This is a genomic window from Chitinophaga silvatica (assembly GCF_003419895.1).
Classification (GTDB): Bacteria; Bacteroidota; Bacteroidia; order Chitinophagales; family Chitinophagaceae; genus Chitinophaga; species Chitinophaga silvatica.
The window spans coordinates 109814-125429 of the sequence record NZ_QPMM01000007.1 but is presented as its reverse complement, the minus strand read 5'-3'; the positions used below and the strand labels follow the sequence as shown (position 1 = coordinate 125429).

General features: G+C 40.1%; 12 protein-coding genes. 10 read left to right on the top strand and 2 right to left on the bottom strand.

Annotation, left to right across the window (positions count from 1 at the left end; all coding sequences use genetic code 11):
- Nucleotides 1–74 precede the first annotated feature (74 nt).
- Both DVR12_RS14035 and DVR12_RS14030 read right to left on the bottom strand, forming a co-directional pair.
- Nucleotides 75–1265, bottom strand: a complete 1191-nt coding sequence (locus tag DVR12_RS14035; RefSeq protein WP_116976330.1) for a FecR family protein — start codon at nt 1263–1265, stop codon at nt 75–77.
- 62 nt (nt 1266–1327) lie between these two features.
- Nucleotides 1328–1930: an RNA polymerase sigma factor gene (locus tag DVR12_RS14030; protein ID WP_116976329.1), complete on the bottom strand. Its 603-nt coding sequence runs from the start codon at nt 1928–1930 to the stop codon at nt 1328–1330.
- A gap of 187 nt (nt 1931–2117) precedes the next feature.
- On the opposite strand from DVR12_RS14030, the gene DVR12_RS14025 reads away from it, so the two are divergent.
- From DVR12_RS14025 to DVR12_RS13980, 10 genes are all read left to right on the top strand, one after another.
- Complete coding sequence (locus tag DVR12_RS14025) at nt 2118–2744, top strand: RNA polymerase sigma-70 factor (protein ID WP_147323459.1); 627 nt, start codon at nt 2118–2120, stop codon at nt 2742–2744.
- A gap of 86 nt (nt 2745–2830) precedes the next feature.
- The gene (locus DVR12_RS14020; RefSeq protein WP_158563271.1) at nt 2831–4009 is read left to right on the top strand and encodes a FecR family protein; all 1179 of its coding nucleotides are present in this window, start codon (nt 2831–2833) and stop codon (nt 4007–4009) included.
- Between the two features lie 187 nt (nt 4010–4196).
- Nucleotides 4197–7442, top strand: a complete 3246-nt coding sequence (locus DVR12_RS14015; protein WP_158563270.1) for a SusC/RagA family TonB-linked outer membrane protein — start codon at nt 4197–4199, stop codon at nt 7440–7442.
- A gap of 12 nt (nt 7443–7454) precedes the next feature.
- Complete coding sequence (locus tag DVR12_RS14010) at nt 7455–8942, top strand: RagB/SusD family nutrient uptake outer membrane protein (protein ID WP_116976323.1); 1488 nt, start codon at nt 7455–7457, stop codon at nt 8940–8942.
- Between the two features lie 8 nt (nt 8943–8950).
- Nucleotides 8951–9748 carry a DUF4843 domain-containing protein gene (locus DVR12_RS14005; RefSeq protein ID WP_116976321.1) on the top strand — a complete coding sequence of 266 codons (798 nt, stop codon included), beginning with the start codon at nt 8951–8953 and terminating at the stop codon, nt 9746–9748.
- A gap of 11 nt (nt 9749–9759) precedes the next feature.
- The gene (locus tag DVR12_RS14000; protein WP_116976319.1) at nt 9760–11250 is read left to right on the top strand and encodes a PKD-like family lipoprotein; all 1491 of its coding nucleotides are present in this window, start codon (nt 9760–9762) and stop codon (nt 11248–11250) included.
- A gap of 28 nt (nt 11251–11278) precedes the next feature.
- A complete protein-coding gene (locus DVR12_RS13995; protein WP_116976318.1) occupies nt 11279–12469 on the top strand; it encodes a TlpA disulfide reductase family protein in 1191 nt (396 codons plus the stop codon).
- A gap of 191 nt (nt 12470–12660) precedes the next feature.
- Nucleotides 12661–13623: a lysophospholipid acyltransferase family protein gene (locus DVR12_RS13990; protein WP_116976316.1), complete on the top strand. Its 963-nt coding sequence runs from the start codon at nt 12661–12663 to the stop codon at nt 13621–13623.
- Nucleotides 13624–13650: 27 nt separating this feature from the next.
- The gene (locus DVR12_RS13985; RefSeq protein ID WP_116976314.1) at nt 13651–14682 is read left to right on the top strand and encodes a fatty acid desaturase family protein; all 1032 of its coding nucleotides are present in this window, start codon (nt 13651–13653) and stop codon (nt 14680–14682) included.
- A gap of 52 nt (nt 14683–14734) precedes the next feature.
- Nucleotides 14735–15577, top strand: coding sequence for a class I SAM-dependent methyltransferase (locus DVR12_RS13980; RefSeq protein WP_116976312.1), 843 nt, complete (start codon nt 14735–14737; stop codon nt 15575–15577).
- Nucleotides 15578–15616 lie beyond the last annotated feature (39 nt).

The following is a 15616-nucleotide window of genomic DNA, read 5'->3' as shown; positions in this document are numbered from 1 at the left end:
TGGTCTTTTTTTACGATATATATAGCCGGGCCGGATTATTCCAGCCTTTAATATTTTATCCTTAAAACCTGATTTTATTTGTTTAACACAATTAATTTCCGACCTTCTACACGAAAGTCAACTTCTGTTTTCTTTAATATGTCCAACAGATCTGTCAAAGGAATCTGTCTACTCATTTCCCCGATAAATCGGGTATTAGGTATACCATTTTCGTATACTACTTCTATATTATACCATCGCTCTAATTGTCGCATAACCTCCTCCAGGTTGGCACCATCAAAATTAAACAGGCCATATTTCCATGCGAGGATCTTATCTAAATCTTTAATTTCTGCTACTGTTATCTGTTTGTTGACAATCGTTGCCTGTTGGCCAGGATTTAATATTTTACTCTGATTGGCTATTGGCACCCCTACTCTTACACTACCATTTACCAGGGTAGTTTGTATAGAATGCTCATTCTCATATGCATTTACGTTAAATGAAGTTCCCAGTACTTCTATAGCTGCTTTATTATCTATACTAACAAAAAATGGTTTGTCTGCATCCCTGATTACTTCAAAATAGACTTCTCCCGAGACCGTTACTTTTCTTTCCTTACCCGTAAAGGCAGTAGGATAGCGGATGGTACTTGCAGCATTGAGCCAAACCTTTGTGCCATCCGGCAAAGTAAGTTCAAACTGCCGTCCCTTAGGGGTAGTCATTATATTATATTGTACCTCTGCGTTGCCGGCTGAAGTAGGATCATATACCAGTTTCCCGTCTGCCAGGACTATGGAGGCGCCATTTTGACTGGCAATCAGCCCCCCGGATAATGTATCCAATACTACCTGACGACCATCTGCCAAGGTGAGTATAGCGCCTTGCTGACCAGGCATTATAGGTGATTGATTTGTTGCCAGGTTAGTGGGTTGTTCCTTTGTATGAACACGGTAATAATAAGTACCTCCAAGAACCAATACAGCAACAGCAGCGGCCCATCCCCATTTTTTCAGGAAGGATACTGGTTGTAATTCTACTATTTTAGGATCTCCGAATGCAGGGATCTTTGCACTTATTTTCTGAGCAATTCTGTCGGAATCGTAAGCATAGATTCGTTGCAGATGAGTAGTCAACTGCTGTTTATCAGTCATTTCTGTAAAGAGATGACGGTTGTTGTCGGAAGCGTTAATCCATTCCGTTAATTCTATATGTTCTTCAGCACTCAGGCTGTCTTCTAAATATTTGCCTATAAGTTTGGCAATGTAATTATTGTATTCAGTCATACTATCCACTCCTACTAAAACAACTAACTCTTTCTTTTATACCGGTCAGTCCTAATTTTTTTTTACCGGTTCAATATTGTAAGGGCGGAAATCAATACAGGTAAGGAAAGTAACTCATTTTTAAGGATGGCTATACGTAATAAAGAGACGCCTTTTGCTTTTTGATTTAGGACAGTCTGATAAGCCATTTTCAATTCTTCGGCGATTTCGGGAGCGCTTTTACCATCAATGATGGATAGTCGCACTACCTGCCGGCATTGGGGAGGAAGTTTTTCTATTTCCCGGAGGATCATTTGCATAACCTCCGTTTTGATGTAGGCATTTTCTACATTCTCGGAAAACTTATCGGCTACTCTTTCGATAGAATGATGAATATCGTCATGCCGCTTCTGGGCTTTGAGATAATTGAGTGCCTTATTTTTAGCTGCAGTAAATAAATATGATTTGAGCTGGCCTAGCGAAGGGAAATCCTCTTTTTTCTCAAAAGCATTTATAAAACATTCAGAAACAATGTCCTCCGCTGCCATAGTATCTTCTACCAGCTGTTCTGTAAAAAAACAAAGTGTTCGCTGGTATAGCGCATATACCTGGTGCAATGCTTTACGCTCCCCCAGCTGAAAGGAATTAATCAGCTCAAATTCTCCGTATGCTTCGATTGTCGACAATGCGTTTGTTTAGATTCAATTGGTACCACAAACTATGGCAAAAAATTTCAAAGGTGCAAGACCATTGGTCAAATAATTAAAATATTAATTTATTACATATAATATCAGATGCTCAGAATTCCTACTAAAAATACCCTGCTGGCGCTTTCTCAAATATTTTATTACATTTACCACCGTTTATGAATTTTTGAATACGAAGAGAACTTTTGCGATGGCCTTGCCTCCTCATATTAATGAATCAACCATACTGCTTGATGCGGCTGCCGGAAACGAACGTGCCTTTGCCACTCTATTTTATTGGTACTACCAGGAACTTGGCAGATTTGTAGGTAAGATGACTGACTCACAGGAGTTAGCTGAAGAAATTGTGCAGGATGCATTTGTTAAAATCTGGCTACGCCGCGAAACCCTTGCCCAGATCGATAATTTCGGAGCATACCTCTTTACCATCTGCAAACACGATACTTTTGCCGCCTTGAAGAAAATTGCCGCAGAAAAAGTCTTACGCGTTGATCTCGAGAAACATCTGACCGAAGAAAATGATCCGAGCCAATGGGATAAACCTACAGATGAATACAGAGCCTTAATCGCCGAAGCCGTAGCCAAACTACCTGCCCAACAACAAAAAGTATATATGATGAGCCGTTACGACCGGCTTAAATATGAAGAAATAGCCCATCAGCTTAATCTTTCTGTCGTAACTGTCAAAAAGCATATTCAACTCGCCGTTCAATTTATTCGTAAAGATGTAGCTGCCCGGAAAATAAGCTCAGGTATTGTTCTGATTTTAACGACCCCGCTTATTCTGAAATAAATTTTTATTTTTTTTCTTCCGCATTACTACCTTTTTCGTCTTTTTCCCCTCATTACTATAAACGTCCTTTAATTGTAACCATGCTTATGCAGGATAGGTTTAAATATTTATTTGATCAATTCACCAACAAACAAGCCACTGATGAGGAATTAGCAGAATTCTACCAGCTGGTCGACCAAGGGAAGCACGACGATCTCCTGCAGGAACTGATGCAGGATTTCTATCATCAACATCCCAATAATGAATCAACCGGGGATTTTTATCTGCCAGGGGCAGATAAAAGAATGCTTGAGAATATCTTTCAGGCAGCAGCAAATCCTGCACCTAAAAAATTATCTGTCAAATATATTCGTATCGCCGCCGCTGTGGCAGCCATAGCGCTTATTCTCATCGTTTGCCGGATTTACCTTATTCATCCAACCCCTCCTCAGGCAAAGTCAGAACAGCCTGCAAAACAGGATATTGCCCCCGGTAATATGGGAGCCACTCTTACACTTGCCAACGGAAAAACAATCAGGTTGGGAGACACACAAAACGGAGAAATCGCCAAGGAAGCAGGTATTGTAGTACGTAAAACCGCAGATGGACAATTGGAATATGATCTTCAGAATTCAAATACCAATGAGCATACATTAAATACATTATCAACCAGCCGGGGTGAAACCTATGCCGTTATTCTTCCGGATCATTCTAAAGTTTGGCTCAATGCGGCCTCAAAGCTTACTTATTCATCGCAACTACTGGAAAATGGTTTAAGGAAAGTAAAACTGGATGGAGAAGCCTATTTTGAAATAACAAAGGATGCTGCACATCCCTTTATTGTAGAAACCAGAGAACAAACACTGAAAGTACTGGGCACCAACTTCAATATTAATAGTTATGCCGATGAAGCCAAAACCAGTACAACTTTGCTGGAAGGCAGCGTTGCCATACAATATGGAACAGAGAACAACGTAATATTAAAACCAAATGAACAAGCCATTTTAATCAACCAAAAAATTACTGTTAAAAATGTGGATGTAACTGATGTAACAGCCTGGAAAAATGGACTCTTTGTTTTCAATAATGAGAGTCTTGAGAGTATTATGCGCAAAGTATCCAGATGGTATAATGTGGAGATAGTATATCAGGGCAACCTGCCAGCACTCCAGTTTACCGGCGCACTCTCACGTTCAAAAAATCTGTCTACCCTGGTTGGCATTCTGGAAGCTCCGGGAGATATTCATTGTAAAATCGATGGAAGGAAAATAATAATATCTAAATAAAAAATTGTCATTCAATCACCAACCAAAAAAACGGTTCCCGACGGCCATCGGGAACCGAATAATAATGGATTGCCAATTAAATAATGTGTCTTACAACATTCAATCACAATCAACCAAATGTATGAAATTTTACCAAGTATTTAGACAGGGATACGCCAGTAGTACCATTCTCCAAATTTTGCGTATTATGAAACTCACAACGCTTTTTACACTCTCTTTGCTAATACAGGTGCATGCCTCCACCTATGGGCAAATGATTACGCTTAAAGAGAAAAACACACCTTTCGAAAAGGTCATTAAAAAAATCAGGGAACAAACCGGTATCGATTTCTTCGGAAATGCCCGATTAATCGAAAATGCCAACCCGGTGACCATCGATGTAAAACAAGCCAATATTACAGAAGTACTGAAACTTTGCTTCGCTAATCAACAACTCGATTACACCATTGCCGATAATACGGTAATTGTGAAAGAAAAAAAGACAGAGGAAGCTGCTCCTTTATTTAAAGTGATTTCAGGAACCGTCAGGGATGTAAAAGGAAATCCACTTCCCGGAGTGAACATTAAGATCAAGGGCAAACAAACCGGTACCATCTCCAACAACGATGGTACGTTTAAACTGAATGTAGACGAAGGTGATATCCTTATCTTCAGTTTTATCGGGTTTAAACCAAAAGAAATTGCTATAAGATCGGGAGTTCCCGCCAATGTAGTACTGGAAAATACCGAAGAAGCTATTAAAGATGTAGTAGTAACCGGGTATTTCGACCGCGATAAAAAGAGCTTCTCAGGTGCCTCCCGTACTATTACCCGGGCCGAAATACAGAAATATTCCAGCGCCAATATTTTTGCTATCATTCAAAATATAGACGCAGGCTTTAAAGTACAGCAGGATAATAACTTCGGTTCTGATCCAAACCGAATCCCTGAAATGACTATCCGTGGCCGCGGTAGTTTCCTGAACGAATCAATTGCCCCGGTATTTATAGTAGACGGATTTGAGATGTCGATTCAAAAAGTATTCGACCTCGATGTAAACCGTATCGAAAGTATTACCCTGTTGAAAGATGCATCTGCTACCATCCTGTATGGTTCCAGAGCTGCCAACGGAGTTGTTGTACTGGAAACACGCGCACCGGCAGCCGGCAAGCTAAGAGTAACTTACGACCTGAAGCCAACGATGGCCATCGCCGACCTGAGCGACTACCACCTGATGAATGCTTCTCAAAAACTGGAATTCGAAAAATTTGCAGGATTATATACTGCAAAAGATGCCGATCTCAATACCCGAATCAAAAACCAAAGAGCCCTGGATGCCAAATACAACGACAGATACCGTGAAATAACCAGAGGGGTAAATACCGACTGGCTTTCTCAACCTACTCAAAATGCACTTTCAGCAGCTCATTCATTATTTGTGGAAGGAGGAACCAATGAGCTTCGATTTGGTATTGACATGAACTACAACAATGCCAAAGGAGTAATGAAGCAATCCGGGAGGGATCGTTACGGCCTGGGCTTCAACCTTAACTATCGTATAAAAGATAAGATCACCATCCGCAACTATGCATCCTATAGTGGAGTAAAAGCAACTGAATCACCATTCGGAGCTTTCTCTCAATACACTGTCCTCAATCCCTATGAAACACCTTTTGATACCTTAGGTCGTTACAGACCATTCCTTTCAGATAATATTGTAAACCCACTTTACAATGCATATCTGCCTTACAGGAACTGGACTAAAACACAAACATTCAGTGATCAGTTAAACCTGGATTGGTTTGTGAACAACGATTTCAGAATTGGAGGATCTTTCAAAATCCAGAAAGACAATATCAATTCAGAGTTATTCAATTCGCCCCGTTCATCTATCTACCAAACAATTAAAGCAGTAGGAGAAAGAGGCCAACTGGCCCTTAGTAATGGCGAGGCGATAGACATGACAGGCAATATTAAGGTATCCTATAAAAAGAAAATTGATAAACATACAATTCTCTCTGCTATAGCAGCTGAAATGGCTCAATCGCAAACCTCCTCCTACAGTTACCAGATCACAGGTTTCCCTGATGACCGTTTTTCAGATCCTTCCTTTGCCATTCAATTTAAGAAAGATACCAAACCGGTCAGCGACGAAGGAAAAACCCGTTCAGTAGGCGTGCTGGGAAATCTGAACTATATGTATGATGATCGCTACTTTGCCGACTTCTCCTTCCGCACAGATGGTTCTTCACGCTTTGGAGCCAATAACAGAATTGCACCTTTCTATTCTGTAGGTGCAGGGTGGAACATCAATAAGGAATCTTTCTGGAAGACCAATAAAGTACTTAATGAGTTAAGGATCAGAGGATCATATGGAGTAACCGGTAACCAGGAATTTTCGGCATATCAGGCCAGAACTACTTATCAGTTCTTAACAGACAGGCTTTACTATAATACAGTTAGTGCTACATTACTTGGATATGGCAATGAAAACCTGCAATGGCAAAAACAATATATGACCAATATAGGTACTGATATGGTTTGGTTGAATTCGAGAATCAGAATGAGTGCAGAATATTATATAAGGAAAACAGATGGTTTACTTACCGATATCACTGTAGCTCCCTCTCTGGGATTTCCTACCAACTCCTATAAAGAAAACCTGGGAGAAATTCAGAATACCGGTTATGAATTCAATCTGAATGCCATCATCTTCAAACAAACAAATAACAGACCAGAATGGGCTGTTTCACTCATGGGTGCCAGCAATAAAAGTAAGTTGCTGAAGATTTCTAATGCATTGAAACAAACCAACAAGGATAATAACGCACAACTCTACATCCCTAAAAATGTATATGAGGAAGGCGAATCTATGACCGCTATAAAAGCTGTACAGTCATTAGGTATAGACCCAGCTTCAGGTAAAGAAGTATATCTGACCAAAGACAGACAGATTACCTATGCCTGGAATGCAAACGATAAGATCACTTCGGGAAATACCGAACCTACCTTATTCGGAAATATTGCCACCAATCTTGCTTTCAAAGGATGGAACCTGAATATGACCTTCCAGTATCGTTACGGCGGGCAGATCTACAATCAAACACTGGTAGACCGGGTAGAAGGCGCCAATCCAACCCAGAATGCAGATATACGTGTGCTTGAAGAACGTTGGAAAGCAGTGAATGACTGGTCATTCTACAAAAATATTGCAGAAAGAACCCAGCCATATATTTCAAGTCGCTTTGTGCAAAACGAGAATACACTCACACTCACGAACCTGTCGCTTTCCTATGATTTCAGCAGGGCATTAATCAGGAAGATTGGCCTTGAACGAGCCAGATGCAGTTTTTATATGAACGATGTATTACGCTTCTCGACCGTTAAACTTGAAAGAGGACTTACTTATCCTTTTGCAAGAAGCTTTGTATTTGGTTTAAATGTATCATTCTAATCTCCTTCCGTCATGAAAAAAACGATTATACTCATACTTACCGCAATAGGTACCCTTTCACTACCTTCCTGCAAAAAATGGCTGGATGTAAATCCACATGCCCAATTGGGAGCAACAGACCTTTTATCGACCAGCGAAGGATATCGCTCTGCCCTGGCAGGGGTTTACTATAACCTTTCACAGAATAGTTTATATGGAGTAGAGCTTGAATTTGGGATGATAGATGCTCTTGCCCAATACTGGAATATCACGGCTCCTACTCATAATTTATATGAGGCATCCAAATTCAATTATAAAAATGCTGCTGTAAAAACCAAAATCAATGAGGTATGGAAACAATTGTATACTGCAATTGCCAATACCAATTTTATTTTAGCCAGCCTGGAAAGCACCAATGCCGCTAAGATTACCCAATATAACCTGATCAAAGGAGAAGCACTCGGATTACGTGCCTTCGCACATATGGAGCTCTTAAAAATGTTTGGTCCGGTTACGAAAATAGATGGATTCGATAAACCTGCCATAGCTTATCGTAAGCAGTTCGACCATGCAGCTTTGAAATTCAATACCTCCAGAGAAGTATTGAATTTTATTGAGGAAGATTTGCAAGCAGCAAAAACACTATTGGCCAATGATCCGATTAAAACACTCACCCGTTCGGGCAATGGAAATACCGATGCACTGAATTATGATGGCATACTCGATCGCCGTGGCTCCCGCATGAATTACTATGCTGTACTGGGTTTGCTGGCACGTAACTCCCAACTAAAAGGTGATAACGATGCAGCCTATAAATATGCTACTGAACTGATCGATGAAGTAAAAGTCAACCAGGCAATCAGATTTACTGCAGCCAACGAAATATCTACGCCAAGTATAGAAGCATTCAGAGATATTAAGTATACATCAGAGATGATCTTCTCCCTGTATATCGTCAACCATTATCAGACTGCCGGGCCATATATGGGATATGCCGATTATACATATAATTCCAATAATGTATTGCTGGTAGATTATAACCGGATGAAAAACTTCGTGTATGGCACAGCGGAAGATTACAGGCTAAAGTATTGGTTCCCTTCTGCCGGTACTCCCCTATTCCTGAAATATATTGCCGCCCAGGAAGTTAGTGGCTTGGGAGTTGGATATTATCCTGAAGTATGTTTGCTACGCCTGCCAGAAATCTACTATATCGCAGCCGAAAGTAAAATTGGGAAAGATAACCAACGCGCATTGGATCTGCTAAATGAAGTTCGTGCAGCCCGTGGACTTAAAACACCACTTACACTTACGGATTATGGTAGTGATGATGCAGTATTAGATGCTTTAATCAGTGAAGAGCGGAAAGAATTTTTGGGAGAAGGAAAACTATTCCTGTTATATAAACGCCTGTATAAAGATATCATCATTGATAATAATTCCAGGATAACAGCCTCCAATACCATCTTCGTGTTTCCTATTCCTGACGAAGAATATGAATTCAGTCCAAACATTAAATAACGCCAACCATGAAACTACGTATATATATAATAGCCTTAGCGGCAATAGCTGTCAGCTCCTGCAAAAAAAGTGATGAACTGATGTACAACAGGCAAGACAGTTATATTTACTTCACATTGCCTTTTAAACTAAATCAATATAATGTGGAACTGGCAGAGAGAGTAGACAGTATCAGTTATTCCTTTGCATTTGATCTACCTAATACAAATCAATATACCTTTAAAGTGCCGGTAAGTATTACCGGAACTACTCAGGCTAAAGACAGAAGTTTCAATATTGAAATAGATAAAGAAAATACCACAGCAGTAGAGAATATCGACTACGTACCATTCAGCACTACTCAGGTAGTACGGGCTGGCAGGGTTTCAGATACTATTTACATTAAGGTAAACAAAACACTGGCTCTTTCTACTTCTTATAAACAATTGGTGTTGAAACTCCACTCAGGAACAGATTTTCAGTTAGGTGCAAAAGAATATCAATCCGCAAAAATATCATTTACGGATATTCTTGAACAACCAAAATGGTGGAAGACCTGGCAGACAGTATTTGGCACATATTCAAAAGAGAAGTATAAACTCTGGATCAACCTGTACAAAAAAGGTGTAGACCCATCTCCGGATGTTTACGATAATACAAAAACCTACTTCTATTATTGGGATAATATGCCAACGTTCACCGGAGTGAGTACTTTCCCAATATTATATATGTATGTAAAACAGTTGAAGGATTTTCTGCTTGCCAATCCTACATACATTGATAATGATCCAACCAAGGAGCGTGTGACGATCCCTTATAATTTCTAATAATTTACTTTATGAAATATCTACTTTATATATCTCTTATATTAATGGTTGCCTGTTCGAAAGATAAAGGCAATTATGATTATCAGACTCTGAATGATGTTGTAATAACAGGAATAAAATCGGGCCAGGACAATGACAATATTTACAATATTGTTCAGGGAACCAAGTTGATAATCAATCCTGACGTTACCAGAAAATTGAATCAGGACCCTGATTTAAGCTATACCTGGGAAATAGGGAAAGATACAGTTGGAACAGATAAGAATCTCGATGTGACGATTAATCTTCCATTTGGCAAAAACAATGGCAGATACACTGTAAAAGATAATAAAACGGGTGTCAGGTATTTTACGGATTTCATTGTAAACGTAACTAGTCCGTATGGCAAGGGCTATTTTATTCTGGCAGAAAGCAGTACCGGCAATACTATGATTTCATTTAAATCGTTGATCAATGCCAGCGATCCGATCATCTCTACGGATGAAATTGCAGGAGTTAAATATGGAAAAAAACCCGTTAATATTATGGGTTACAAACTTTATGCAAGTGGACCAAACGATTATAAGTGGCAAGTGTTTGTGACCAGCCAGGAAGGTCCTAATCCAACTGTTTTCACAGATCTTACCTCCTTTGTGCCACAGAAGTTCATAAATGCAACCAGTTATCTGGAAGGCCAGAACTTTAGTTTTGCACCAACATATGCTACTACCTTTACCTCCAGCACATTAAATTTCTTTATTTCAGGAGGTAAGCTCATCACCTATCGTAAAGGAATATTATACAGACCGGCAGCACCGGATGATGCAGATGACTATCGGCTGGCGCCCTGGATTGGCACTATTCTGACTATCCATCAGAGTGATTTTATCGGATATGATGAAAAGAATGAACGTTTCAGACACTTCTCTGTTCAGCCAACCGATGTAGTATCCGGCATTTATGGCGATCGTTTTACCTATGACAAAATCTCTGAAATCCCTGGCTACCATGATGCTACCAAAGGGCAGCACTTCTTTGCAGGTGGAGGTTGGAATGTGAGTACCACACAAACAGCTGTAGTAAAAGCCATATTAAAAAGTGGGAATAAACTACACTTCTACACTTTACCAATGGTTTATAAATCACCGGCTACCTCTCCCTATATTCCGGTAATCACAAAAGATGCAGAGTTTGACCTTCCGGGCGGACTTTTAGCAGGTGCTACTGCCACATTATCGGCCGTAACCTTTGATTGGTATATATGTAACGGAAATAAAATTTACAGAGCCAATTCCATTACCCCTACACTCAACGATGTTATTACATTACCTGCAGGAGCCGGCGAAATAATAACTGTCAGACTACTTGAAAATGATACGAAGCTGCTGGTAGGTACCTATAAAGAAAATGCCAGCGGCGATAAGAAAGGTAGTTTGTATAAAATTGACATAGCCGGACAAAAGATCCTGGAGGCATATGAACTCGTAACAGGTAAACCGGTAGACATTTTTGTTGCCGACTAATTTCAAAAACCAACCATAATTTCTATTTATGCAAAAGCAGACCAAAACCCTGTTACTTACTGCACTTCTGACGGCGCCATTATTTGGCGCCGCTCAGGAGAATCGCCCATTTACACTTTCAGGGAAAGTAGGCGATTATCAGCGCTCTGTCAATCACCTCATCTATCTGACATTTCAACAAAATGGGAATGTAATTAAAGACAGTTGTGAACTTACTAATGGTGAATTCACCTTTAAAGGAAAGATTGCTTACCCTGTAAAGGCCACGCTACGTTTAAAAGCCGCCGATGACGTTGAAGCCTATCATGCACAAACACGCATATTAAAGGATTACGAGCAGACATTTTATTTAGACAATGGCACCATCACTGCATCGGCTCCCGGAACATTAAATACAACAGTTATTACAGGATCAAAAGCGGAAGATGACTGGCAAACTGTAAATAAAATACTGAAACCCTTAAATGAAGCATCCAGCAAGTTATATACAGAAGAGGGGAAACCTGCTTATACATCCCGCGATAGCGTAGCTATAAAAAAGTATAATACTAAATTATTTCAGTTGGAAGATGAGAAAAAGGATGCAAAGAAAAACTTCCTTTTCACGCATCCTAAATCCGGAATCGCATTAGACCTGCTAAAAGAGTATACCATATATATACTTGAGCCTGCTGAAATAGAGCCATTCTTTAAAAAGCTTTCGCCGGCTTTAAAAACTTCAAAAGAAGGTGTTGCCTATGCAACGCGTATACAACAATCCAAAATCACTGCCCAGGGTGCCAAAGCTCCAAATTTTAGCCTGAAAGACAGAAATGGTAATACTATTAGTCTGACATCCTTAAAAGGTAAGTACGTATTGCTGGATTTCTGGGGCAGCTGGTGTGGGCCTTGCAGGCAGAGTCATCCTCACCTGACAGAGGTATATGCTGAGTATAAATCAAAGGGATTTGAGATTTTGGGTATTGCAAATGAAAGAAGCAAAGACACCGACAAAAACTATCAAACCTGGACAAAAGCTATGGATGAGGATAAGATGACCTGGATGAATGTACTTAATGCTAAACAGGATGGAGAGGAAGATGTAACGATGAAGTACAACATTAATGCTTTCCCGACCAAAATTCTGATCGACAAAAATGGGGTGATAATAAAACGGTTTGTGGGTGCTGGTGTTGGTACTCAGCAAGAGCTAGATGAGATATTAAAGTCAAGACTTTAATAATTAATAATATTTAATAAGTAAGCCAGGTACCGGACAGTGCCTGGTTTTTCTGTTTTAAGATTGTTAAAATTCTGAATAGGGGTAAAGGTATTCTAAGATGTCTTTCTAGTAAAGTGACTGTTTAGTAAGTACTTAGGAAGAGTCATTAACAGGCAAATAACACTTTAATTATTTCTAAACATTGTGAAATGTTGCTATTAAACGTTATTTTCACCGCAATTGCTCCTAAAAGAGGAGTAGTTTTAAACTATTGCCACTTGTCATTTATAATTTATTATTGCCTACAACCTGTAATATATGGACTTGCGTTATTGCCATTCCCTGTATTATATTTTTTATCTGATGTCATGTATGTTTTGCTTTACTACGTCCTTTCCTACAGGAAAAAAGTAGTGATGAGTAATCTTCGTGCCTCATTTCCAGATAAAGACGAAAAAGAACTGAAACGCATCTGCAAGGATTTTTATCATTATCTCTGCGATATGTTTTTGGAAACATTTAAGACACTCACCATCAGCAAGGCTGAAATGGTGAAGCGTTGTAGTTTCAGTCAGGCTACCATTGACTTGTTTGATCAGCTGGCTAAGGAGGAGAAGAATGCAATCCTTGTAATGGGGCATAAAGGCAATTGGGAATGGGCCGGCAATACATTCAGTATTCTGTGCAAGCAACAATTATATGTGATCTACCACCCACTTGCCAACAAACGATTCAATAACCTGATGTATAAAATGCGTACCCGCTTTGGCACTAAGCTGATAGCTATGCAGGATACATTCAGGGAAATGGTGAAAAACAGGAATATCGTAAATGCAACAGCGTTCATTGCCGATCAGTCGCCACAGCCTTCTACAGCGCAGTGGGTCGATTTCCTGCACCAGGATACTCCGGTTTTCAAAGGCACAGAAAAGATTGCCCAGAAAATGAATTCCCCGGTAGTATTTGTATCTGTGACAAAAGTAAAAAGAGGTTATTACAGTGTAGAAGCTTCTGTATTAATAGACACACCTGCTAATCAGAACGAGGGAGATATCACAATAGCGCATACTAAGAAGTTAGAAGAAGATATAAAAGAACAACCTGCAACCTGGCTTTGGTCGCACCGTCGATGGAAGCACAAACGTAAACAAACCTTAGAGACCACCTTGTAAACAACCTATTCAAATAAACTAAAACCTATGCGTGAAGGAAAAGACCTTATACTGGCAACGAAGCCGTATGCCAGTGAAATCAGGTCCAGTAGCTGGATCCATTTAATAACCACTATGGTACTGCTGATTGCTGCACTTACGTGCACGCTGGCATTGCCATTTCTTATAGCAAAATTATTTGCCAGTATCCTTTCAGGCTTACTTATTGTACGGTTATTTGTAATCTACCACGATCATCAGCACCATACCATTCTGCAGCAGTCTCCCATTGCTACAGCTATTATGACCGTTTTCGGGTTATATATCCTGGCTCCTACCAGTATTTGGAAAAGATCTCACGATTATCATCATAAACATAATTCAAAATTATTCAGCGCCAGTATTGGCTCCTACCCTATTGCTACGCGCCAGAAATTTGAGCAGATGAGCAGTAAGGAACGCAGAGCATACCTTGTAACCAGGCATCCTATAACCATCCTGGCCGGCTATCTGACCATGTTTTTCCTAGGAATGTGCCTGCAATCGTTTCTTAGCAGTCCACGTAAACATCTCGACAGCCTTTTAGCTATGATTCTGCATATTGCAGGAAGTGTTGCTGTTTTTTACTTCTTTGGCTGGCAGGCATGGCTACTGTTTATGGTTATTCCGTTTACTATTGCATGTGGTATTGGTGCCTATCTTTTTTATGCCCAACACAATTTTCCGGGAGTTACCTTTAAAGAAAATGAAGACTGGTGCTACCATGATGCCGCATTATTGTCTTCAAGCTTCATGGTAATGTCGCCAATCATGAATTGGTTTACAGCCAACATAGGCTACCACCATATTCACCACCTGAATGCACGTATTCCTTTCTACCGCTTACCACAGGTAATGGCAGAAATCCCTGAACTTCAAAACGCTAAAACAACCAGCCTGAAAATCAAAGATATTATCGCTTGCTTCAGACTCAAAATCTGGGATCCAAAACTTCAACGCATGATCTCCCTCCGGGAAGCTAAAAACATGAGAAAGTTTGGATACCATGTAGCACAGCAGCAGGCTGCTATTGCTTCTTAAACAGAAGGCATATTTAGGGTAATTTGTATTATTGCTGTAGATTTATGTAACTATGGAACATAAACCCGATAATACAGCCCTGAGAACTGCATTATGGAGAGCAATTCATAGCCAAGTTGATGCTCCTCCACATATCATTGAAGATGTAGTTGGATTAGAGTTAATTGCTCCGGACGACAATTGGAAGCAGCGCCCCGATATGCATCCTGATTTTACTAAGCGTTTGCGTGCATCTATCGTTGCAAGAGGGCGATTTATTGAAGATCTGATTATCGATCAAAGTAAAAAAGGAATTAGTCAGTATGTTATTCTGGGCGCTGGTCTCGATACGTTTGCTCAACGCCGGCCAGATATCGCCTCATTACTCCAAATCTTTGAAATAGACCAACCCGAAACTCAAGCCTGGAAACAACAACGACTGAAGGAAACAGGATTGGGTGTTCCTTCATGGCTACATTTTGTATCAGTTGATTTCGAAACTACCTCCTGGTGGGATCAACTGCTCAAATCTGGATTCGATGCCAGCAAACCTGCCGTTATTGCCTGCACAGGGGTTACATTATACCTGACCTGGGAAGCTATAATGGCTACTCTTAAGCAAATTAACACGCTGGCTCATGGTTCTACCCTTGCAATGACCTTCTATCTACCAACTGAACTAATGGCGGAGGAAGACAAACAATTACAGCTAATTGCTGAAAAAGGAGCCAGGGAAGCCGGTACCCCATTTATTAGTTTCTTCAACCAGGAAGAAATACTGGCAATGGCGAAGGCAGCAGGATTTAAAGATGCTCACACTATCTCTACCAGAGAAATGGAAGGTTTGTATTTCGCCAATAGAACAGATAATTTCCTGCCGGCAAGCGGAGAAGTATTCTTATTGGCTACCACTTAAAATAATAAGAGATTTCCTTGTAAATCTGATTTTTTTTTT